24 protein-coding genes are annotated in these 21387 nt (G+C 35.5%); 16 read left to right on the top strand and 8 right to left on the bottom strand.

The genetic code is table 11. The features are described from left to right. Nucleotides 1–11: 11 nt before the first annotated feature. Together VHP32_03345 and VHP32_03340 are read right to left on the bottom strand one after the other, a co-directional pair. On the bottom strand, nucleotides 12–410 hold the full coding sequence (locus VHP32_03345; protein HEX2786914.1) for a PIN domain-containing protein: 399 nt from the start codon (nucleotides 408–410) through the stop codon (nucleotides 12–14). Further along, nucleotides 394–636, bottom strand: coding sequence for a hypothetical protein (locus VHP32_03340; protein ID HEX2786913.1), 243 nt, complete (start codon nucleotides 634–636; stop codon nucleotides 394–396). Before VHP32_03340 ends, VHP32_03345 begins: the two co-directional genes overlap by 17 nt. Before the next feature lie 97 nt (nucleotides 637–733). Between VHP32_03340 and VHP32_03335 the strand changes: the two genes are divergently transcribed. From VHP32_03335 to VHP32_03320, 4 genes are all read left to right on the top strand, one after another. After that, nucleotides 734–1681, top strand: a complete 948-nt coding sequence (locus VHP32_03335) for an AraC family transcriptional regulator (protein ID HEX2786912.1) — start codon at nucleotides 734–736, stop codon at nucleotides 1679–1681. A 303-nt stretch (nucleotides 1682–1984) separates the two neighbouring features. Next, the gene (locus tag VHP32_03330) at nucleotides 1985–2353 is read left to right on the top strand and encodes a VOC family protein (protein HEX2786911.1); all 369 of its coding nucleotides are present in this window, start codon (nucleotides 1985–1987) and stop codon (nucleotides 2351–2353) included. 102 nt (nucleotides 2354–2455) lie between these two features. Further along, entirely contained in the window at nucleotides 2456–2953 is a 498-nt protein-coding gene (locus VHP32_03325; protein HEX2786910.1) for an SRPBCC domain-containing protein, read from the top strand. Between the two features lie 32 nt (nucleotides 2954–2985). Then, nucleotides 2986–3894: a polysaccharide deacetylase family protein gene (locus VHP32_03320; protein HEX2786909.1), complete on the top strand. Its 909-nt coding sequence runs from the start codon at nucleotides 2986–2988 to the stop codon at nucleotides 3892–3894. Between the two features lie 92 nt (nucleotides 3895–3986). On the opposite strand, the gene VHP32_03315 is transcribed toward VHP32_03320, so the two are convergent. The 3 genes from VHP32_03315 to VHP32_03305 form a co-directional block, all read right to left on the bottom strand. After that, nucleotides 3987–5210 (bottom strand): YCF48-related protein, encoded by a 1224-nt coding sequence (locus VHP32_03315; protein ID HEX2786908.1) that lies wholly within the window; start codon nucleotides 5208–5210, stop codon nucleotides 3987–3989. A gap of 113 nt (nucleotides 5211–5323) precedes the next feature. Continuing rightward, complete coding sequence (locus tag VHP32_03310; protein ID HEX2786907.1) at nucleotides 5324–6385, bottom strand: UDP-N-acetylmuramate dehydrogenase; 1062 nt, start codon at nucleotides 6383–6385, stop codon at nucleotides 5324–5326. 95 nt (nucleotides 6386–6480) lie between these two features. Next, nucleotides 6481–7350 (bottom strand): hypothetical protein, encoded by an 870-nt coding sequence (locus VHP32_03305; GenBank protein HEX2786906.1) that lies wholly within the window; start codon nucleotides 7348–7350, stop codon nucleotides 6481–6483. A 161-nt stretch (nucleotides 7351–7511) separates the two neighbouring features. Between VHP32_03305 and VHP32_03300 the strand changes: the two genes are divergently transcribed. After that, complete coding sequence (locus VHP32_03300; protein HEX2786905.1) at nucleotides 7512–7757, top strand: DUF3175 domain-containing protein; 246 nt, start codon at nucleotides 7512–7514, stop codon at nucleotides 7755–7757. Nucleotides 7758–7856: 99 nt separating this feature from the next. Further along, nucleotides 7857–8972 (top strand): Gfo/Idh/MocA family oxidoreductase, encoded by a 1116-nt coding sequence (locus tag VHP32_03295; protein ID HEX2786904.1) that lies wholly within the window; start codon nucleotides 7857–7859, stop codon nucleotides 8970–8972. Between the two features lie 55 nt (nucleotides 8973–9027). On the opposite strand, the gene VHP32_03290 is transcribed toward VHP32_03295, so the two are convergent. Then, entirely contained in the window at nucleotides 9028–10269 is a 1242-nt protein-coding gene (locus VHP32_03290; protein HEX2786903.1) for a YCF48-related protein, read from the bottom strand. A 73-nt stretch (nucleotides 10270–10342) separates the two neighbouring features. Here VHP32_03290 and VHP32_03285 point away from each other — a divergent pair, with 73 nt between their 5' ends. Continuing rightward, nucleotides 10343–10711 carry a hypothetical protein gene (locus tag VHP32_03285; GenBank protein HEX2786902.1) on the top strand — a complete coding sequence of 123 codons (369 nt, stop codon included), beginning with the start codon at nucleotides 10343–10345 and terminating at the stop codon, nucleotides 10709–10711. Between the two features lie 106 nt (nucleotides 10712–10817). Here VHP32_03285 and hutU read toward each other — a convergent pair whose 3' ends face one another. Further along, nucleotides 10818–12467 carry a urocanate hydratase gene (gene hutU, locus VHP32_03280; protein HEX2786901.1) on the bottom strand — a complete coding sequence of 550 codons (1650 nt, stop codon included), beginning with the start codon at nucleotides 12465–12467 and terminating at the stop codon, nucleotides 10818–10820. A 319-nt stretch (nucleotides 12468–12786) separates the two neighbouring features. Continuing rightward, nucleotides 12787–13260 (bottom strand): hypothetical protein, encoded by a 474-nt coding sequence (locus VHP32_03275; GenBank protein ID HEX2786900.1) that lies wholly within the window; start codon nucleotides 13258–13260, stop codon nucleotides 12787–12789. 186 nt (nucleotides 13261–13446) lie between these two features. Between VHP32_03275 and VHP32_03270 the strand changes: the two genes are divergently transcribed. From VHP32_03270 to VHP32_03230, 9 genes are all read left to right on the top strand, one after another. Next, nucleotides 13447–14904, top strand: a complete 1458-nt coding sequence (locus VHP32_03270; GenBank protein ID HEX2786899.1) for an NADP-dependent isocitrate dehydrogenase — start codon at nucleotides 13447–13449, stop codon at nucleotides 14902–14904. A 234-nt stretch (nucleotides 14905–15138) separates the two neighbouring features. Next, nucleotides 15139–15753 (top strand): hypothetical protein, encoded by a 615-nt coding sequence (locus VHP32_03265; protein ID HEX2786898.1) that lies wholly within the window; start codon nucleotides 15139–15141, stop codon nucleotides 15751–15753. Next, nucleotides 15754–16053 carry a transcriptional regulator gene (locus VHP32_03260; protein HEX2786897.1) on the top strand — a complete coding sequence of 100 codons (300 nt, stop codon included), beginning with the start codon at nucleotides 15754–15756 and terminating at the stop codon, nucleotides 16051–16053. Between the two features lie 4 nt (nucleotides 16054–16057). Next, nucleotides 16058–16351 carry a 4a-hydroxytetrahydrobiopterin dehydratase gene (locus VHP32_03255; GenBank protein ID HEX2786896.1) on the top strand — a complete coding sequence of 98 codons (294 nt, stop codon included), beginning with the start codon at nucleotides 16058–16060 and terminating at the stop codon, nucleotides 16349–16351. A 138-nt stretch (nucleotides 16352–16489) separates the two neighbouring features. Beyond that, nucleotides 16490–18706, top strand: a complete 2217-nt coding sequence (locus VHP32_03250) for a TonB-dependent receptor (GenBank protein ID HEX2786895.1) — start codon at nucleotides 16490–16492, stop codon at nucleotides 18704–18706. A 436-nt stretch (nucleotides 18707–19142) separates the two neighbouring features. After that, on the top strand, nucleotides 19143–19478 hold the full coding sequence (locus VHP32_03245; protein HEX2786894.1) for a hypothetical protein: 336 nt from the start codon (nucleotides 19143–19145) through the stop codon (nucleotides 19476–19478). A 92-nt stretch (nucleotides 19479–19570) separates the two neighbouring features. After that, nucleotides 19571–20002 (top strand): hypothetical protein, encoded by a 432-nt coding sequence (locus tag VHP32_03240; protein ID HEX2786893.1) that lies wholly within the window; start codon nucleotides 19571–19573, stop codon nucleotides 20000–20002. A gap of 148 nt (nucleotides 20003–20150) precedes the next feature. Continuing rightward, nucleotides 20151–20924: a hypothetical protein gene (locus VHP32_03235; protein HEX2786892.1), complete on the top strand. Its 774-nt coding sequence runs from the start codon at nucleotides 20151–20153 to the stop codon at nucleotides 20922–20924. Nucleotides 20925–20951: 27 nt separating this feature from the next. Beyond that, nucleotides 20952–21374: a DUF1801 domain-containing protein gene (locus VHP32_03230; GenBank protein ID HEX2786891.1), complete on the top strand. Its 423-nt coding sequence runs from the start codon at nucleotides 20952–20954 to the stop codon at nucleotides 21372–21374. The last annotated feature ends 13 nt before the right edge of the window (nucleotides 21375–21387 follow it).

Here is a 21387-nt window from a genome sequence, read left to right as displayed (position 1 = left end):
GATTTGTTAAGTTAAAATAAATCAATAAACTTTTCTTTATTAATGCCGTCTTTTAATTTTTTATCTCCTGTCCATAGTTTTGCATTCAGTTCCAAGCATAGTGCAACAAAAGGTGTATCGTTTAAATCGACATTTTTGCAAAATTCATAAGCTTTCTTTTTGTTTTTCGATGAGATTGTTGTTTCAGAAATAAATTCAATTCGTGATGTTAAAAGATGCAATAGCTCCAATAACTCATCAGAATTCAATTTTGAATTATTAAGTAATTTATTCTGATGTTTTAAGATTTCAATTAATACGAAATTAGGCGAGAACAGTTGGTAGGAATCAGTAAATATTATTTCCTGGAATTTGTTGTTTTGTGAAAGGAGAGCGCTGAAAATAATATTTGTATCAATTACTATCTTCAATTTCTTTCAGGAAATCTTTGCCATATTTTTTTGACCATTCCTCTTTTACTTCTTCAGCAAGATTCAGAATAGATTCATCAAACTCGGCTTTATCACTTAATTGCTGAAACCTTAAAAAATTATAAATTTCCTTTATGAAATCTTTATAGTTCTTATTATTGAGCTCAGATTTTTTTAATGAGATTAATATCTCATTCTCGTTAGATTTTATATTTAAGCCTGTCATAATATTAAATTAATATACAAATGAATTAAAGTAAACTCTATTTATAAGAACCTTATTTAAATAAGGTATTTTTAATAAATAATTCCTATATTTACCAATGATTCTTAAAGGATATCCTGATTATACTAAAGAGGGTTTTGATATAAACGCACCGTGTCCCGAGTGGAAATGGCCGAATATGATTATTCATAATAAAACTACATCGGCTGATTATCCCATGCACACAGGACCATTGACGCTAAAGTTCACGCTCAAGGGCGCGGAGTTCTTTAAAACTTCCGAGCGTGATTATACTGTCGAGGGCGGCTGCTATTTAATCATCAATCAGGGACAAAAATATTCGTGCAGAATTGCTTCGCGAAGCGAGGTCGAAACGATTTCGGTTTTCTTCAGACCTCAATTTGCTGAGGAGGTTCTTGCAAGTCTTGTAACTCCTGAAGATAAATTACTTGAGCTAAAAGAAACAAAGAGCGAGCTTCCGGTTCATTTTGTTGAGAAAATTTATGAACAGAACAGCTTCATCACGACTTCGATTATGAAGTTCAAGATCGCATCCGAAAATAATCTTGAAGATGAAGACTGGTTTGAAGATGAATTTTTTACGCTTCTGAAAAATATGCTTGTGCTTCACAGGGTCGTGAATAAGGAAGTCGAGAATGTTTCATCGGCGAAGCTTTCAACCAAATGGGAAATCTACCGCCGCGCGCATGTTGCAAGAGATTATATCGATGCTCATTTTACGGAAGAGATAAAGCTTGAAGATGTTGCAAAAGCATCATGCTTGTCTTTATTTCACTTCATAAGAATTTTTAAAAACATTTTTAAAGAAACTCCGAGACAGTATATCATAAAAAAACGTCTTGATAAGGCATCGGCTTTATTAATGCACTCGGAAGTTTCCGTGACGGATGTTTGCTTTGATGTCGGCTTTAAAAGCTTGAGTTCGTTCAGCTGGCTTTTTAAACAAAAATTCGGAATGTACCCTGAACAGCTTCGCCATTCTTATCAATATTTCCAAACCTCATTTAAAAACCTGAAAGTGTAATTTTCAACGCAGATTAGACGCAGATTTTTTATGATAGATTAAGATTTAAACTGAATATTCTTCAATACAAAATCCACAAAAACACGAAATAAAACAAAACATTGCAATAAATTTATATTTAATTTTTGTGTTTTTGATATTTTGTGTTAAGTCTCTTTAAAAGTTATTTAATTTTGTGTAGTTTTTAACTCTTCCCCAATTTAGCAATTTTCAAGAAGCACACCTGTTAATATTTTCTTAACTTTGTATCAGTAATATTAATCACAAACTAAACTGCAGAACAATCTGCAAGGAGAAATTTAAATGGCAAATACAATTAACTGGTTCGAGATTCCGGCTAAGGATTTCGATAGAGCATGCAAGTTTTACGGAACACTTTTTGACGCTGACCTTCACAAACAAGATATGGGTGAAGCTAAGATGGGATTCTTCCCGTATGACGGCAATGGCGTGAGCGGTGCTGTCTGTGCAGTAAAAGATTTCGAGCCGTCAACAAACGGTGTTATGGTTTATTTAAACGGCGGCGAAAACTTACAGGGAATGCTCGATAAAGTTGCGCCTGCAGGCGGAAAAGTTGTTGTTGAAAAAACTTTGATTACTCCTGAAATCGGTTACTTTGCGATTTTCATGGATACAGAGGGCAACAAAGTTGCAATGCACTCACCTAAATAGGCAAACTCATTCCATTATTATAAGATAAACAGATTTCCGATTTAACTTTCGGAAATTTTGTTTATCTTAATTATCTTTGTTTTAAATTAATTCAAAAATATCATGTCAAAACCATACGACTGGAGTAAGTTCACAGAAAAAATTGCGGTGAAAGGTGTAACACCAAAACAAATGTATGACTGGTGGATAACCGGGGATAATCTCGAGAAATGGTTTTTAAGACGCGCGGATTATTACCGGGACGGAAAAGTGATTTCTAAAAGTGAATCATGCAAAGCAGGTGACAGTTATGAATGGGAGTGGTTTGGCTACGATGTGATTGAAGAAGGAAAAGTACTCGAAGCAAACGGAAAAGATTTATTCAAGTTCACGTTTGCAAACGGCTGCACGGTAACGGTTAAGTTCGAGCCGTTCAAAGATTATACAATTATTACTCTCACACAGGAAAATATTCCACTTACCGAAGAAGCAAAAGTCAGCACACATCTCGGATGCTCACAAGGGTGGCAGTTTTATCTTTGTAATATTAAGTCCATCGCCGAAGGCGGAATAGACATCCGGAATAAAGATTCAGAAGTAAGAGGAGTTATAAATTCATAATTTTTTTGAACAGTTTTTATAGATAATGTGTTATGAAAATTATTTATTTATTTTTGTTTGTTATTTTGTTCTCACCAATTAATTCTTATTCACAAAAAATTGCATTAACGTTTGATGATGCTCCGAGAAAAGATGGAGCATATTATACAGGCATTCAAAGAACCAACACGCTTATTCAAAGATTGAAAGATGCAGGTGTAGTTCAAACTGCTTTCTTTTGTGTATCGGGAAACATCGATTATGACGGACATTTTCGATTGCTAAAATACATCGATGCAGGACATATCATCGCAAATCATACTCACACTCATCAGTTTCTTCGCAACATCGGATATGACGGATATATTCAGGATATAAAAACTGCCGATTCGATTTTATCGCGTTATAATAATTTTAAAAAATGGTTTCGTTTTCCTTTTCTTCAAGAGGGAAGAGACATTCCTGAGCGCGATAACATAAGAATGGAATTAAAAAATTTAGGATATGTAAATGGTTATGTTACTATTGATAATTATGACTGGTATATAGAAAGCTTATTTCAGAAAGCTCTCAAAGAAAAAAAGAAAATTGATTACAGAAAGCTTAAAGATTTTTATATCGAGCATTTATGGAACAGCATAAAGTTTTATGATGACATTGCACTGAAAACAATCGGCAGGTCACCGAACCACGTTTTGCTTTTACATGAAAACGATTTAGCCGCATTATTTATAGATGACCTTGTTGCTTACATAAGACAACAGGGCGGTGAGATTATTACAGTTGATGAAGCTTACACCGACCCGATTTTTAATATTGAGCCGCAGACACTTGTGTTGTATCAGGGCAGAGTAGCAGCAATAGCAAAGGATATGGGTTATACCGGAAAGTTATATCAGGAATCAGAAGACGAAGAGTGGCTCGATAAATATTTTGAGAATTATGGAATTATACAGAAATAAAATAAGTAGAGACGCAAAATATTGCGTCTCTACAAAGATTAATTTATTTTAATAAATTCCCAACAAGTCGGGATTTCTGTTAAAATGATAAATCATTTTAACATCAACATTTTCTTAACTGCAGTAAAACTTCCTGACACAAGCTTATAAAAATAAATTCCGCTTGAATTATTTAATCCGTTCCATTCAACATTGTAACTCCCTGAGTTCAAATTTTCATTCACTAAAGTTGCAACTTCTTTTCCGTTCATATCATAAATTTTCAAAGTATAAAAATCTGAATTAGGAACACTGAACTCAATTGTGGTCGAAGGATTAAAAGGATTCGGATAATTTTGTTTTAACTCAAAGCCGTCTGCAACTGTACTTATTGGGTTTGCAAAAGTCAGACCTGCAGCGTTTGTAGTTTTTCTCACTACGCCGTGACTTCCGACCATCCATCCCGTGTTTTGATTTATGAATTCAATCTTTGAATATCTGCTTGCGGGCAGATTGGTTTCTGTCCATGTAGTGCCGCCATCAGAAGTGCTTACTACGGAGCCGTTATCACCCGAAGCAAAACCTATGTTTGGATTGATAAAACAAATTGTATATAAACCCTGTCCACCGGTATCACGCTGCACTGTCCATGTTTCACCTCCGTCAGTTGTTTTAGCAATATAGCCCCGGTAACCGCATATCCATCCCGTATTCTCGTTGATGAAATCAATTGCATAAACAACTCTGAAGTCAGTTGTCGTATGTTTTGTTTCCCAGCTTTGACAACCGTTTGTTGTTTTCATTACCTGCGAGCTTCCGCTTGAATAAGAAGTTTTCCATCCGGTATTTTCACTAGTGAAAAACATATCAGGTACGGCAGCGTTAATTACCAAAGACCAGTTTATTCCTGCATTAGTTGTTTTGTATAATCGGTTATATGAAGATGCCCAACCCGTCTGGCTGTTTAAGAAAAATAAATCCTGTCCCTGGTTTCCGAGATATAAATAATTTATCCAATCGAGCCCGCCGTTGGTAGAATATAAAAGCGAATCATTTGTTGACGTCATGAATCCCGTTGTTTCATTCAAAAACCAGACTGCATTTAGATTGTCACCCGTGAAGCCGAGTGAAAGATCTATCCAGTTTTGGCCACCGTTAGTGGTTTTCATAAAAAACTCACCATAGCCGCAAATGTAACCGACATTTGCCGAAGGAAACGAACAGGAAAAAATTTGGTGTCCGGGAGATGGCGGTGATTGGTTAATCCATTGGCTGTAAGCATTCACGCTTACAAAACTAAGAATAAAACAAAGAAGAATTGTAATTAACGTTTTCATTTCGATTTTGTGTTTTGATGTTAATTAATTCTCCTTCTTCCCCGAGGATTGAACATATTAAACAAGCATTTAAAATGAAAGGGTAATTTCACGAAATGCAGATAATGCGAATTTTAAGCTATTATTTCGGGTTCAGGGGTAAGTTTTAAACCGAATTTTTCAAAAACTTTGCCTCTGATGAGATTAGCTAATTCGATGAGTTGGGTCGTGGTACCGTTGTAATTTACAAGCGCGAGTGTATGGTTAGTTGAAATTCCAACTCCCATATATTTGTAACCTTTATAAAAACCCGAGTTCTCAATCAGCCATGCGGCGGGAATTTTATATCTATCTCCTGATTTATATGAAGGAGGGTTTAGCTCTTTTGCATTCTCTAAAAAATTTTGGTATGATATTTCATCCAAAACAGGATTCATAAAAAAAGACCCGCACGATCTTGTGTTCGGGTCGTGAATGTCAATAACCATCGATTTCCTTTTTCTGATTTCAATCACGCTTTCTCGAACGATTTTTAATTTTTCTTTTAATGAATCAGTCGAATCATACTTAGTGTTTTCAGAAATATATTTCTGAAGCTCGGGATATTTTATTTTTGGACTTTCTGTTTTGGAAAGCTTAAGCGTAACATCCGTAATGACATATTTTTCTTTATCTTCTTTTTTAAATCTACTCTGACGGTAATCGAATTTACATTCCTCATTAGAAAAACTTTTTTCTTCAAGGGTATTTACATCAATTGCATTAAGAGAAACAAAAACATCTTTTATTTCCTGTCCGTATGCGCCGACGTTCTGCACGGGAGTTGCACCGACTGAACCGGGAATGCCTGAGAGACACTCAATTCCAGAGTAACCATTTTCGACGGCAAATTTTACAAAGCTGTCCCAATTTTCTCCTGCATTTATTTTTAAAATAATTGAATCCGAATCTTGCTCTAAAACCTCAAATGCCTGAAATTTATTTCTCAGAAGCAAAATAACTCCATCAAATCCTTTATCGGGAAAAACGACGTTGCTCCCGCCGGAGAGAACATAAAACTTTAAATTTTTTTCACGGGAAAAGTTAATTGCTTCTTTTATTTCAGCAGGTGATTCACACTCTATAATATATTTTGCAGGACCGCCAAGACCAATGGTGGTAAGTGATGATAAAGGATAGTTTTCTTTTATGTTCAATATATGGGCAGGTTATTCTTTATAATTTCTGTAATTAAATTTATATGAACAAAAAAAACAAGATTCTTCGCTTCGCTCAGAATGACACTATGCATTTATTGATACAGTGCATTGAGCTTTTGTTTATCAAGATTTACTTCTTCTTTATATTTTTCTGCGTCTGTTAAAATATTTTTTGCATTCACGCTTGCATCCTGAATGCTGAGAACGTTTTCGGAAATCACCGTTGTAACGAAGCTGATCGATTTCAGCATCCAGTTATCGAGTGCATTTTTATAATCCAGTAACTGGGGGTCTTGATTAAGAGCCTCATATTTTATGTCAAGCATTTGCTGCCGGATATCATTCAGATTTCTGAGATTCTTTTTCATTGCAACTGAGTTCTCAACTTTTGTTAAATCGAACTCGCTCTGAAATTTATCTTCGAGACGTTTGAGCAAAGCGAAATATTCATTGCTCAATGTTTTATCTTTTATTTTTTGCTCCTCTTGTTTCTGCGCATCGATTATCTGCTGCCGTTCATCCAGTTCAAGCTGCTGCTTTAGCAGTTCCGCTTTTTCAATCTCATTAACTTTATCCAGCATTAATTTTACTTCATTATAATATTCATCGTTAGGATTCACTTTCGTAAGAAACTGTTTTGCTCCGGCATAATCATTTACATTAAATAACTTCACCCCCTGAATATAATTTATCTTTGATTGTGCAGCTGTATAATCGCCTTTACCCGCCGGAACTTTCTGAAAATATATTAACGCCTGGTCATAGTTTCTCTTAGCAAGGAAATCCATCCCGCGGTCATAATCCGACACATTGAAATATGTTATCCATAACAATCCGAGAATGACAAGCACAAGTAAAATGATAATCGACATGAAGATTATCATTTTATTTCCCTGTTTTGTCATAACTTCAGTATCAAGTCTATCGTCGTTGACTTCTCTTTGGCTAAAATTATCCTGCATAATTTCTTTTGATTTAATTTTAATTAGCTTAAATTTAAGCTAAATATATTTTAATTAAAATTCGTGAAAAATTGAGTATTAATTCATTTAGTTAACGAATCTTAACTTAATTTATTTAATAGAACAGATATTTTATTAGTTCCAAATTTAAATTCAATATTATGTCGGAAGAAAACAAAAATTTGTGGTCGAAGGACGTTGATACCCATTGGCATCCGCCTGAAGGTTTTTTTGAGCAAGCGCCTGAAAAAATTGCAGAAGGATTGAAAGCGGCTTCAGATGGTGCACAGCAGGCAATGGACAGGTTGAATTTTTATATCAACCGCGCAGGCGAAAAACTTTCTGACCAGGCAAAAGCGAGATTGGAAGATGCGAAAGCAATGCTTCACAACCTCTATAATAAATGACACGAATCTTTTAGTCGAAAATTAACCTGAATTAATTTTTTATTCTGCGAACCCTAATGAGTTCGACTGCGTTATATATTATACTACTTTATGTAACGTATGGGAAACAAAAAAATTAATTTAGGTGTAATCGGTTTTGGCGGATTTGCAATGTTTGCAGTTCAGAATTTTTTGCAGCTGCCTGAAATAAAAATTGCAGGTATGTGCTGTACTCATCGCGAAGCAGCGCAAAGAGCATCAGAAAGATTTGGACTTGCAGGCATTCTGGAAATTACTGATATGCTTGCAAATCCTGAAATCGACCTCGTATATATTGCCACTCCTCCTTTTCTTCATTACGAACATTCCATGAAAGCACTCAATGCAGGGAAGAATGTCATAGTCGAAAAACCTTTTGCATTATCTCTCGAACAAGCAGATGAAATGATTGCGCTTGCAAAAGAAAAAAATCTTTTGCTGTCTGTTAATCTCATGCAGAGATATAATTTGCTTTATGATAAAGTTAAACAGTTAATCAATTCAAAAGCGCTCGGTGAAGTTCTTCACGGGTATTTTGAAAATTATGCCTCCGATGAGGGGCTTTCACCCAAGCATTGGTTCTGGGATAAAGGAAAGAGCGGAGGAATATTCATCGAGCACGGTGTGCATTTTTTTGATATGTTTGAGGGTTGGCTCGGAAAAGGAAAAGTTGAGTGCGCTCAAGAGTCAATGCGAGAAGGAACGAATATAATTGACCAGGTACAATGTTCGGTAAAATATAAAAATGACGTTATGATAAATTATTATCACGGGTTTACACAGGCAAACAGAATGGACAGACAGGAGCTGAGAATACTTTTTGAAAAGGGGGACATCACACTTTATGAATGGGTGCCGACAAGAATAAAAATTCACGCAATTACAAATGAAACGGAAACAAAAATCATAAATGATTTATTTCCTTATGCACGTATCGACATGACAAGCTGGTATAACGGTGATGAACGGAAAACAAAATCACGCTTTAAAGATTATGAAACATACCAGCAATATGATTTATACTGGAACGAACAAAAAGAAAAAATGCATATATACGGGGATATACTTCGTGCAATGATTGAAGACCAGATTGAATGGATTAAAAACAAATCTCACAAGAGAATAATCACTGAAGAAAACGGAAGAAGTTCACTTGAAATGGCAGTAGAGGCAGAGAGATTGAGCGAAAAGAAATAATTAATTATTGTAGTCGAACCCTTCAGGGTTCGGGAACGAAAGCTAAAGCTTTCGGTTACTTTATGAGTATCATTTTTTTCGTCTGAGAAAACATATCAGAATTCAAAGTATAAAAATAAATGCCGCTAGGAAAGTTACTTGCATCCCAAGTAATCTCATAAGTTCCTGTAGAAAGATTTTGATTTAATAAAGTCTCAACAAGCTTTCCGTTAATATCATACACATACAACTTGACGTTTGACATTTGGCTTTTGACGTTTGATGGAATATCAAACACAATCTTTGTAACAGGATTAAAAGGATTTGGATAGTTTTGAGATAAAAAGAATTTTTCAGGTATATTCGATGATATTTGATTTATACCAATTGGAAAGCCCGTGCCGCCTCCGTTTGTGGTTTTAAGAATCGTTCCCCAGATGCCGACAAGCCAGCCGGTGTTTTCATTTACAAAATGCATTCCGTGAATATCATTATGATTCGGGACGACGAGTGAGTCCCAGTTCATTCCATTGTTCGATGTTCTGAAGATGTATCCCGCCTCGGCGGCAATGAAAACTTTATTTGGCGTTACATATTTCAATGAATGTACTGTAAAGCCGGGGGTAAGATATACTTCGGGCGTCCAATTTATGCCGCTATTTGTAGTTCGCATCAGCATTCCGCAGCATCCGCTTACCATACCTGTGTTTTCGTTTATGAAATCAATCGCAAAAAGAGGGTTAGGCATTCCAAACCATATTGATGACCATGTTACTCCTGCATTAATGCTTGTCCATACGGTTGATTCCGTACCTGTGAAGATGATTTTATTTTCACTTAAGATTTTTAAATCGAGAATGTCAAGCGTATCGCCGCTGATTGAAATGTTACTCCAATTTAATCCGCCGTTTGTTGTCTTGAAAGCTTTTGCTTTATTGCCTACAACAATTCCGAAACTGCTGTTAAAAAATCTTATCTGATTCAGGTTGGTTGTAATTCCGAGATTAACCAACTCCCAGTTAACGCCGCTGTTTATTGTTTTATAAAGCTTTCCGTTATTACCTGCAATATATCCAGTTTCGGAATTTATAAACTGAATTGAATTGTTTGACCCGCTGATATTTATCTTCTGCCAATTAACACCTGAGTTGGTTGTCTTCAAAACACAATCATCACCGCAAATCCATCCCGTGTTTTCGTTTATGAAACATACATCGCTAAGCTTTCCCGTGACATTGGAAGTCTGTGAAATCCATTGAGCGTCTATGGAATGAGCAGTAGTAAAAACAATTGCAATTATGAAAACAAATTTTTTCATAGTATAAATTTCACGATATAGGTATTAAAATTCTATGTAGTTTTTAATATATTTAGAAATAAAAAATACATAAATGGGAATATTTTATAACATAACTCAACGAGCCATTGAACTTTTCTATAATGAGAAACTTTCACCGGAAGAAGCTTGGGAAGAAGCTTGGAATGAATTAAATGTTGAACTATCGATGATTAAAAAATCTTGTCCAAAAAGAGTTTACTTAGGATTTTGTTATAACAATAGATTACAAGAATTAAATTTTAATATACGAACAGGTAATAATAAAAATTATAATTATGCTAATGAAGGATATAGATTATATATCAATGATAATAGTATTAGAGATATGAAGATCGCTGATTTATGGAGAACAATAATGAGGAATCTAAATGAAGATGAGAATAAAGCTCCTAATAATCAATTGGATGTTTTGTCTGCTTAATTGATAGTGGGCGTTTAAGGCAATAAATATTCAAGCATTTCGTTGACTCTGAATCAAGTTCAGAGTGACAAAAAGTTTTTTCTCTGTGAACTCGGTGGCAAAATTTCTAATCCAGCATCGGCATTTTGATGCCGAATTTTTTTTCGTTATTGATTGCTTCTTTATAGCCCGCGTCTGCGTGACGGATGATTCCCATAGCCGGATCATAGGTTAGACATTTCTCTAATCGTGATCCGGCTTCTTTTGTGCCGTCTGCAACTATTACCATTCCCGAGTGAATTGAGTTTCCGATTCCAACACCGCCGCCGTGATGCAGCGATACCCAGCTTGCACCGCCGACACAATGCAAAGCAAAATTTAGAATAGGCCAGTCAGCAATTGCATCCGAGCCGTCTTTCATTTTTTCTGTTTCGCGGTTTGGTGATGCAACGCTTCCGCAGTCGAGGTGGTCACGACCGATAACAATCGGAGCTTTGACCTTTCCATCACGAACCAAATCATTAAAAATCTTTCCCGCTTTTGCGCGGTCGCCATACCCAAGCCAGCAGATTCGCGAAGGCAATCCCTGAAAATGAACTTTCTCTTTTGCGGCTTTCAGCCAGTTATGAAGCGGCTTGTCATCAGGAAAAGCTTTCATTATCGCTTCATCGGTTGTGTAAATATCTTCAGGGTCTCCCGAAAGAGCAACCCACCTGAAAGGTCCTTTGCCGTCGCAGAAAAGCGGACGGATAAACTCAGGAACGAAGCCCGGAATATCAAACGCCTGCTTAAAGCAATTCGCATAAGCTTCACCGCGCAGGTTGTTTCCATAGTCGAAAGTGATTGCGCCTTTCTGCATGAACTCCCACATCGTTCTGCAGTGAGTAACAACTGTTTTTCTTGCAAGCTCGATGTATTTATCGGGATTTTCTTTTCGTAATTTCAATGCTTCATCAAATGTCATTCCCATGGGAACGTAACCGTAAAGCATGTCATGCGCAGAAGTCTGGTCCGTAAGAACATCAGGAAAGATGTTGCGTTTTAAAATTTCAGGAAGCAGTTCACCTGCATTGCCGATTAGTCCGACTGACTTTGCAATTCCTTTTTCTTTTGCATCGAGAACGATTTGCAATGCTTCATCGAGATTGTCTGTCATCACATCGCAGTAACCCGTGTCTATTCTTTTTTGTATGCGAGACTTGTCAACATCAATACCAAGAAACGCAGCGCCGTTCAAAGTTGCAGCAAGGGGCTGAGCTCCGCCCATTCCTCCGAGTCCGCATGTAAGTACAAACTTTCCTTTCAGCGAGCCGCCGAAATATTTATCCGCGCAAGCAGCAAATGTTTCGTATGTTCCCTGCAAAATTCCCTGGGTGCCGATGTATATCCAGCTCCCTGCCGTCATCTGCCCGTACATTGTAAGCCCTAAAGCATCAAGGCGTCTGAATTCATCCCATGTTGCCCATGCAGGCACAAGCTGTGAGTTCGAGATTATTACACGCGGAGCATTCGCATGAGTTTTCAAAACAGCTACCGGTTTTCCTGACTGCACGAGAAGTGATTCATCTTCATTAAGAGTTTTTAAAGTCTCGATAATCTTGTCATAACTTTCCCAGTTGCGAGCAGCTTTGCCGTATCCGCCATAAACGATAAGGTCTTCGGGACGTTCCGCGACATCGGGGTCGAGGTTGTTCATAAGCATTCGCATTGCGGCTTCTGCCTGCCAGTTTTTGCAGGTCATTTTCGTTCCGGTCGGTGCTTTAATTTTTCTTGACATTAAAAAGTATAATTAAATAAAAATTATATTGGTTTTCAATTTAGAAACGTTGTTTTCTAATTGAATATTAATTTTAGGGTTCAACCTAGGATAAAAATAGCTTAATGTTTGTTTACCTGAATAATTTTGTATTATTCTAAATTCTTCATTAGTAATTTTAATTATTCTATTTCTCATTATTTCGTAATGGAAAAATCCAAAATATATAAATCTATTTAATATTTTAATTCTTGAAATTTCCAATTGCTTATTCATTTGCATATATTTTTATTGTATTAATGAAATTTTTTCAAATTCAAATAAAGTTTTATTTTGTTAGTTATTGTTCTTTATTTAAATATTTATCATATACTACACCACCAATAATAGCAGAAGCAAAGATTAAAACATATTGGATTATTTCTTTATTGTACCATCTGCTTTCTGTGTTAAGTTTTTCTATTTTTTCTAAAACACCTTTATATATTTCTAATATTGTATTTCTTTCATCATCATTTGGATTATTCTTATACATTTCTGTTAGATCTTCCAGAGATGAGTTATATATTTCCAAAGTTTTTGCATCAATGTTTTTTTGATTTTCAAGAATATTTTTAACAAGGTCAAAAGTTTGTGATATTACTTTATAATTAAAATCAAATATGGATATTAGTTCTTTTAAGGATAGAGATTTATGTTTAATATATGCATTCAGTAATAAGGATAAATTTTCTTTATTTAAATTATTTAAATCTGTGATTCCTATTTTTTGAAGTTTTTCTAATAAATCACTGCTGATTTTAGATCTTTCCATTTTTTAAATATTGATTAATTAAAAAATAACTTTGAAAATATTAATTTAATAGCATATTATCAGTATATGAAAAGACTGGGATTCCCGCCTTCGCGGGAATGACATTGGTTCTCTTTTTCAATTTTAATTCACATCAAAAATCGTTAAATTTGTTGTTTGTAAAATTTAACTCGCCTAAATATAAAAATGTCAGAAAATACACCAATTACAGTTGCTTACGGGGATGGAATAGGTCCTGAAATCATGACGGCAACACTCGATATTATCAAAGCTGCAGGAGCAAAACTCGATATCGAAACTATCGACATCGGAGAAAAAGTTTACCTCAAAGGCAACACCTCTGGAATAGAAGATTCATCATGGGAATCTTTGTTAAGAACAAAAGTTTTTTTGAAAGCTCCGATTACTACTCCACAGGGCGGCGGATATAAAAGCTTGAACGTCACTGCAAGAAAAACACTCGGACTTTTTGCAAACATAAGACCGTGCGTTTCTTATGCTCCGTTTGTTAAAACAAAGCATCCGGTTATGGATGTTGTAATCGTCAGGGAGAACGAAGAAGATTTATATGCAGGTATCGAATACAGACAATCGCAAAACGTAACAGCTGCAATTAAGCTTATTACAAAACCCGGCTGTGAAAAAATTATCAGATATGCATTTGAATATGCAAGAAGCCATTACAGAAAGAAAGTAACCTGCTTCGTTAAAGATAACATCATGAAAATAACCGACGGGTTATTTCATAAAGTATTCGATAAAATCGGTGAGGAATATCCTGACATTGAAAAAGAAACATGGATTGTCGATATCGGTGCTGCAAAGCTTGCAACCACTCCTGAAGATTTTGATGTAATCGTAATGGAAAACTTATACGGTGATATTTTATCGGATGTATCTGCTCAGATGACAGGTTCTGTTGGTCTTGCAGGTTCGGCTAACATTGGTGATAAAGCTTCGATGTTTGAGGCAATTCACGGCTCCGCTCCAAGAAGAGCAGGAAAGAACCTTGCCAATCCATCAGGATTATTGCTTGGCGCTGTTATGATGCTTGTTCATATTAAACAAATCGATGTTGCATCAAAAGTTCATAATGCGTGGCTTAAAACAATCGAAGATGGTGTTCATACATATGATATATTCAAAGAAGATGTCAGCAAAAAATTAGTCGGCACAAAAGAATTTGCTCAGGAAGTTATTGCAAGACTGGGACAAACTCCAAAAATCTTGAGACCTGTTCAGTATTTTGAAAGAGAAGCAATTGATATAACGGTATCAGAAGACAGCTTGATGAAGAATGCTCAAAAGAAAGAGCTTGTCGGTGTTGACGTATTTGTTCAGTTCGAGCCCGGCAAACCTGAAGAGCTTGCGAATATCTTAAACGGAATGAACTCCGATAACTTGAAACTTCTTGCAATCAGCAACAGAGGTGTTAAAGTATGGCCGGCAGGACTTGTAAAGCCGTTCTGCGTTGAGCAGTATAATTGCAGATTCATGAATCCTTCAAGCGGGAAAGCAATTTCTCACGATGAAATAATTTCACTGCTCGGAAAAATGAAAAATAAAGGTCTGGATTTCTTGAAAACTGAAAATCTTTATACATTCGACGGCGAAGCAGGATATTCGTTGGCACAAGGACAGTAACTTCAATGTGCAATGTGCAATGTGCAATGTGCAATGTGCAATGAGCAATGAGTAATGTGCAATGAGCAATTAGTAATTAAAAATATACTGGGATTCCCGCCTGCGCGGGAATGACTACCATTATTTAAATATGAAGCCCGATAAATCGGGCTTTTTTATTTTATGCTTGACATTAAAAATATTTTGATATAGTTTTGTAAAGCACTTTAAAAATTAAAGCACTTTATTAAAACAATGAAAACTTACGAAGCAGAATCTGAATTATCCGTAATCAAAAAAATAATGGAAGACAGCAGAAAGCTTAATGTTGATAACGGGTTTTATTATATTTTTTGGGGAATTCTTACATCGACAGCCCTTATTTTAAATTATCTTCTGATAATTTATAATTATTCAGGACAATATATAGGATTTATGTGGATGATACTTATGGTTATCGGTGCCATTATAGGAACAATTGCCGGCGCAAAAATGGAGAAAAAGAAAAAAGTAAAAACCTTCGCCGGAGAAATTCTTTCTTCACTATGGATTGCAATAGGAGCAATTATATTTACTTTTGTTTTTATCGGGATTTTTACGAAAGTATATAATGCAATTTACATTTCAGGATTTGTTTCATGCCTTCTTGCAATCGGATATTTTACAAGCGGAACCATTCAAAGACTTAACTGGCTTAAATATCTTTCGCTAGCATGGTTCCTTGGAGGCTGGGCATTTTTTATGAAGCCGACCACCGAATCGCTTTTGTATTTTGCGTTGATGCTTATATTTTTCCAGACCATTCCGGGAATTATTTTATATAAAAAATATAAAAGGGACTTAAATTCTGAATTACCTTCTATTGTATAAATGGCTAACTTTGACTATAACGAAATTGATGATGTAATTCACTCAAGAATAAGAACCGCTGTTATGGCTGTTCTTGCAAGCGTTGAGGAAGCCGACTTTTCTTATCTGAAAGAAAAAGTAAATGCAACCGACGGCAACCTGAGCGTACATCTTAAAAAACTTGAAGATGCCGGATATGTTTCGGTCAAGAAATTATTTATTGACAGAAAACCGGTTTCAAAATATAAAATTACATCAAAAGGTTTAAAAGCATTTGAGGCATATATCAACAAACTGGAATCGTTAATCAAATCGAAATAAGATTATGGCTAAGCTGACCTCACAACAAATTACAGATGCAATCGAAGCAATGTATGGATGGCAGTATGTAGAAAATTCTTTAAAGAAAACTTTTAAGACAAAAGGTTTTCCCCAGACAATGGGATTTATCTCTGCTGTCGGTGCATTATGCCAGGCACAGGACCATCACCCTGACTACGGAACATTCAAATATCAGGAAGTCGCTTTATCATTTTCGACGCATTCAGAAGGCGGAGTTACACAAAAGGATTTGGATATTGCAAAAGCAATAGATGAAATTTTTGATAACGGATTGTAGTTTGTAAACACGAAACCACAAAAACATAAAACTTTTCAATTTTTAATTTTGTAGTATTTTAGTTTTGTGATTTTGTGTTAAAAATTTTTATTTCGACAGACAAGAATGTCTGTCGTACCCACAAAAGAAAAATTTTATATGAAAAGATTATTTTTACTATTAGCATTACTTTTATTTATAATAATTGCTTTTGTTTCTCAGGCAAATTCACAGACAAAAATTTCAGGAACAGTTACAGGCGAGGAAAGCAAACCTCTTTACGGCGCAAATGTTGTTCTTGAAGGAACAATAGACGGTGCAACAACAGATGAAAAGGGCTTGTATGAATTTGAAACAGATAAGACGGGACGGTTTAATTTGATTGTTACGTATGTTGGTTATGCAGAGAAAATTGTAATAGTTGATTTAGCTCCCGGACAAAATGTTGTGAAAGACATAAAGCTGGGCAAATCAGAAATCGAGACCGAAGAGATTATTGTAACTGCAAGCTCATTCACATCGGGTGAAAATTCACGAGTTACACTTACGCCTCTTGAAATTGTCCGTATTCCCGGGGCTGATGCTGACCTTTACCGCGCAATAACGACTTTCCCCGGTTCAAATCAAGTTGATGAAGGAAGCCGCATAACAGTTCGCGGTGGCGACCCTGATGAAGTAATAACAATTTTAGACCAGGCAACATTATATAATCCGTTTATATTCGATGATTCTTATAATACGTCTTCATATTCTACAGTTAATCCATGGAGCTTACGTGGAATCAACTTCACAAGCGGCGGTTTTTCTGCAAAATTCGGAAATGCGCTTTCGGCGGTTCTCGATTTAAAGTCATATGAAATGACAAGAGGAACGGGGATGTTCGCGCTTCTTGGTGTTGGTGCAGGAAGTCTTGCCGGAGTTTGGACAGCAAATGACGGAAAGCTCGGAGCAACTTTTCAGGTTGACCAGACTTATCTAAAGCCGTTTTTTGATTTGAACGGAATCACAGCAGAATATTCTAAGGTTCCTGAAGCGAGAGGTTTCGGAGGAACCATTGCAAAACAATTTTCTAAAACAGGTTATGCAAAACTTTATTTTAGTTATTCAGGCGACCAGCTTGGAATACTAAGCAACTCACCTTCATTCGATGGGTTTTATACAACTAAATCGCATAATTATTTTACAAATCTGAAAGTATCTTTCGCACCGACTTCAGCATCAAGCTTAAGCATAGGCGCATCGTTCAGCCACTTTGACCGCAATCAGGCATATGGACTTCTTGATTCAAAAAGCAAAGACTACTATGCAAAGCTGCGGGCTGATTTCACAAATCCGGTTACTGAAAAAATCGAGTTCAATGCTGGCGCTGAAATCGAGTATAACAAAAATGATTTAAACGGAATTTTTCCTGAGAACGGATATAACATTCGTCCGGGTGCACCTTCAATAAACCTCAATCTTACGGAGAATACAAAAAGAATAGGAGGTTATGCAGAAGGACTTTTCAAAGTTACAAAAAAGTTTTTTGCAATCACAGGTGTTAGAAGTGATTATCATACTCTTTCAAAAAAAGTAAGCTTTGACCCCAGATTATCTGTCGGTTATCAATTTAATAATTATAATGCACTGAGAGGAGCCGTTGGTATTTACCATCAATATCCGAGAGTAGATGAATATGAGCGTTCTTTTGATAATGACCTCGATGCTCAGGAGGCAATGCATTATATTCTGGGATATGAGTTCAATAAAGACAATGAAATTATCTTCAGAGTTGAAGGATATTATAAGGATTATAAAAAACTTCCTTCGACTTATGCTCCATTATATTTCGGTCAACCGCCGACCTACGCATCAACAGGGAGCGGGTTTGCAAAGGGCATTGACGTATTTTTAAAAGGAAAATTTGAAAATAAATTTACCGGATGGATTTCTTACGCATACTCTGATTCAAAGAGAAGAAGATTCGATAGTGATGCGCTCGTTTCAGCAACATATGACATAACCCATAACCTCACAGTTGTCGGAAGCTATAATATAACAGACCGTTGGACGGCAGGAGTGTCTTACAGAATTTCTACAGGCAAACCATATACCCCTGTAGTCGGAAGCTATTATGATTTTGTTGAAGACGTATATGTTCCCATTTATGCAGAAACAAACAGCGGAAGATTCCCCACATATCAGAGAGTTGATTTGAACGTTCAGTATTTAACGTCTCTCTTCGATAAGTTCGCTGTATTCTTTGTTGCACTGAATAATTTACTCGATACAAAAAATTTATATCTTATTACATACAATCAGGATTATTCGCAAAAGATTGAAGTTCGTTCTAATAACAAAAGAATAGTTTATTTCGGAGTGGGCATTCAATTATAAATTCTTAATAAGCCGGAACTGTTTTTATAAATTTTTGTTTTTATATAATAGAAGGTTGCAACAACCTCCTAATGATGTGAGAATAATTGCAGGACATATTTTAAACTTATTTTTATAATTTTAAAAAATAAGGAATTACTCCAATGGAAAAGTCACTGTAGTATCTCACTCTCTGTGTGAAACATTTCTTTCAAATCTGCGCTCAATGATTTTATTTGGCGCAGATTTTTTTTAAGCACACCAATTCCATTCTTGCAAACTAAGCAATAATACTGTAAAATCACATATTTAATAGCTAAAATATAGCAAAAAATTTTATTTTTTAAATTTTGGGAACTAGTTACATCCGTTTTAGTATATGATTTGAATTGATTATAAGGAAGAAACTTCCTTTTTTATCAATCATTTTCCCAAAACCAAAAAATTTAAACCAAAAATGAAAAAATCTTTACTTTACCTTTTTTTATTAGGAGCGCTATTTATTCTTAATTCCTCGGTTCAGGCTCAGAACCAAAATTTCTCAATGACAAACAATACGGGAATGACCCTTATTGACGTGTTCATTTCTCCGAGTGATTCCGATTCATGGGGACCGGATGTCATTCCAAAAGATATGATTCTTGATGGTGAAACATTCGATTTCACTTTCACAGATGTATCAGCTGAGCAATGTATGTGGGATATAATGTTCACAGCCGATGATGGTGTGAAATATTATATGAAAGGAGTTAATCTTTGCGAGATAACCACAATTACTCTTACAAAGAATTAAGTTTTTAGAAATTCTGATTTTAAAATAGCTTCTCTTTCTTTTTGAATAGAAGCTATTTTTTTATTTTAATTAAAATAAACCTCAACTACTTTATGAAAAATTTATTCAAATTTTTATTTATGGTTGCTTTTGTTGTTACTCTGCAATCTTGTTCAAAAGATAAAGGAGCACCAACAACAAATCAGCAAACCACAACACAGCAGCAGCAGACAACAAATTCAGGTTCAAACACAACGTCATCGAGCAGCACCGATAATGCCGTTCAGAATTTTTCAATGGTCAATAATACCGGAATGACATTAATTGATGTGTTCATTTCTCCTAATGATGCTAATACCTGGGGTGAAGATGTTATTCCTAAAGATGTTATTGCAAACGGTGAGACATTCGATTTTACCTTCACAGATGTTTCTCCCGAAAAATGCATATGGGATATCAAGTTCACCGGAGAGAACGGAACAGAATACATAATGCAGGATGTAAATCTTTGTAAAACTGCTACAATTACTCTGACACAACAATAGTTAATTAAGTTTAAATTATCTTAAAAAAATGGCTTCTTTTAGCATGGAGGAAGCCGTTTTTAATTTTATATATAAAATCCTACTTTTATTTATCCTCGTTATACATTTTTAAATCCTTTATTTTTATAGTAATCAAAAAATTTAAGTCATGAAAAAAATATTTGTAATATTATTTCTTCTGGTTTTTTCTTATGCGCAGGCGGATGATTTTTCCGACGCGATGGTGAAAGCCAAACTAAATTTCAAAAACGCTGTAAATAAAGCTGATGAGAAAGAGCTTATAAAAGTTCGCGGTCAGTTTGAAAGAATTTTACAGCTCAAAAAAGACGAGTGGCTTGTTAACTACTGGATAGCATTCACGGATTATAATCTTGCTCTGATTCATTCTCAAAAAGAAGATAAAGAGAATATAAAAAAATATACCGAGTCTGCGTTTACTACACTTGATAAAGTAATTGATAAAAATCCGAATTTCTCAGATGCATATGTTTTGCGTCTTGCGGCAACTTTCAACAGATGGCTTTATGAGCAGGATAAAATGATGGACATAATTTCAGCTTCACAGCAAGCTGAAGAAATGTCCAAATCAGCCGACCCGAATAATCCCAGGTATTTTCTTGTAAAAGGGATATCGCTTTACTGGACTCCTGCAGCATTTGGCGGAGGTGAGGAAAAAGCGCTCGAGCAGTTTCAGAAATCCGAAGAGTATTTTAAAATCAGGAAAGAAGTGAACGAAACATATCCCGATTGGGGGCAGGACCAGCTTTATGGATATTACGCTCTCGCGCTTATGAAACGGGATAAAGAAGGCGACATGGCAAAAGCGAAAGAATATATTGATATGGCTCTTGCAATTGACCCTGAGTCAGGTTTCATTAAAAGTTTTGTTGAAAAACAGTATAATGAAAAAACAGGAAAGTAAAAAACTTTCTATACTTTAAAAGATATTATGAGCATACAAGAACAAATTAAAAAGTATATAGACAGCCAACCTGAACCAAAACGCAGCGACATGCAAGCGTTGCACCGCATCATTCTGCAAATAATGCCAAAATGTAAATTATGGTTCCTGGATGGCAAGAACAGTGAAAATAAAGTTGTTTCTAATCCTAACATAGGATATGGATTTCACACCATAAAATATGCTGATGGAAAAACCAGAGAGTTTTATCAAATTGGCATCAGCGCAAACACAACAGGAATCTCTGTCTATATTCTTAGTATTGAAGATAAGAAATACTTAGCTTATACATATGGAAAAAAACTCGGCAAGGCGAGTGTAAGCGGATATTGCATTAAGTTCAAAACTTTGAAAGATATAAATATTAATATACTTGAAGAAGCAATAAGACATGGGTTTGGGCATGGATAAAGCGGGGTAATTC

The organism is Ignavibacteria bacterium, assembly GCA_036262055.1.
GTDB lineage: Bacteria > Bacteroidota > Ignavibacteria > Tepidaquicellales > Tepidaquicellaceae > DATAJP01.
The sequence above is the reverse complement of the archived record's forward strand: the minus strand, read 5'-3'. Positions and strand labels throughout refer to the sequence as shown.

Excerpts from the sequence above, each read along its gene's own strand:
- VHP32_03340 (HEX2786913.1), bottom strand. The coding sequence starts at position 636 with ATGACAGGCTTAAATATAAAATCTAACGAGAATGAGATATTAATCTCA.
- VHP32_03335 (HEX2786912.1), top strand. The coding sequence starts at position 734 with ATGATTCTTAAAGGATATCCTGATTATACTAAAGAGGGTTTTGATATA.
- VHP32_03330 (HEX2786911.1), top strand. The coding sequence starts at position 1,985 with ATGGCAAATACAATTAACTGGTTCGAGATTCCGGCTAAGGATTTCGAT.
- VHP32_03325 (HEX2786910.1), top strand. The coding sequence starts at position 2,456 with ATGTCAAAACCATACGACTGGAGTAAGTTCACAGAAAAAATTGCGGTG.
- VHP32_03320 (HEX2786909.1), top strand. The coding sequence starts at position 2,986 with ATGAAAATTATTTATTTATTTTTGTTTGTTATTTTGTTCTCACCAATT.
- VHP32_03315 (HEX2786908.1), bottom strand. The coding sequence starts at position 5,210 with ATGAAAACGTTAATTACAATTCTTCTTTGTTTTATTCTTAGTTTTGTA.
- VHP32_03305 (HEX2786906.1), bottom strand. The coding sequence starts at position 7,350 with ATGCAGGATAATTTTAGCCAAAGAGAAGTCAACGACGATAGACTTGAT.
- VHP32_03300 (HEX2786905.1), top strand. The coding sequence starts at position 7,512 with ATGTCGGAAGAAAACAAAAATTTGTGGTCGAAGGACGTTGATACCCAT.
- VHP32_03295 (HEX2786904.1), top strand. The coding sequence starts at position 7,857 with ATGGGAAACAAAAAAATTAATTTAGGTGTAATCGGTTTTGGCGGATTT.
- VHP32_03290 (HEX2786903.1), bottom strand. The coding sequence starts at position 10,269 with ATGAAAAAATTTGTTTTCATAATTGCAATTGTTTTTACTACTGCTCAT.
- VHP32_03285 (HEX2786902.1), top strand. The coding sequence starts at position 10,343 with ATGGGAATATTTTATAACATAACTCAACGAGCCATTGAACTTTTCTAT.
- hutU (HEX2786901.1), bottom strand. The coding sequence starts at position 12,467 with ATGTCAAGAAAAATTAAAGCACCGACCGGAACGAAAATGACCTGCAAA.
- VHP32_03275 (HEX2786900.1), bottom strand. The coding sequence starts at position 13,260 with ATGGAAAGATCTAAAATCAGCAGTGATTTATTAGAAAAACTTCAAAAA.
- VHP32_03270 (HEX2786899.1), top strand. The coding sequence starts at position 13,447 with ATGTCAGAAAATACACCAATTACAGTTGCTTACGGGGATGGAATAGGT.
- VHP32_03265 (HEX2786898.1), top strand. The coding sequence starts at position 15,139 with ATGAAAACTTACGAAGCAGAATCTGAATTATCCGTAATCAAAAAAATA.
- VHP32_03260 (HEX2786897.1), top strand. The coding sequence starts at position 15,754 with ATGGCTAACTTTGACTATAACGAAATTGATGATGTAATTCACTCAAGA.
- VHP32_03255 (HEX2786896.1), top strand. The coding sequence starts at position 16,058 with ATGGCTAAGCTGACCTCACAACAAATTACAGATGCAATCGAAGCAATG.
- VHP32_03250 (HEX2786895.1), top strand. The coding sequence starts at position 16,490 with ATGAAAAGATTATTTTTACTATTAGCATTACTTTTATTTATAATAATT.
- VHP32_03245 (HEX2786894.1), top strand. The coding sequence starts at position 19,143 with ATGAAAAAATCTTTACTTTACCTTTTTTTATTAGGAGCGCTATTTATT.
- VHP32_03240 (HEX2786893.1), top strand. The coding sequence starts at position 19,571 with ATGAAAAATTTATTCAAATTTTTATTTATGGTTGCTTTTGTTGTTACT.
- VHP32_03235 (HEX2786892.1), top strand. The coding sequence starts at position 20,151 with ATGAAAAAAATATTTGTAATATTATTTCTTCTGGTTTTTTCTTATGCG.
- VHP32_03230 (HEX2786891.1), top strand. The coding sequence starts at position 20,952 with ATGAGCATACAAGAACAAATTAAAAAGTATATAGACAGCCAACCTGAA.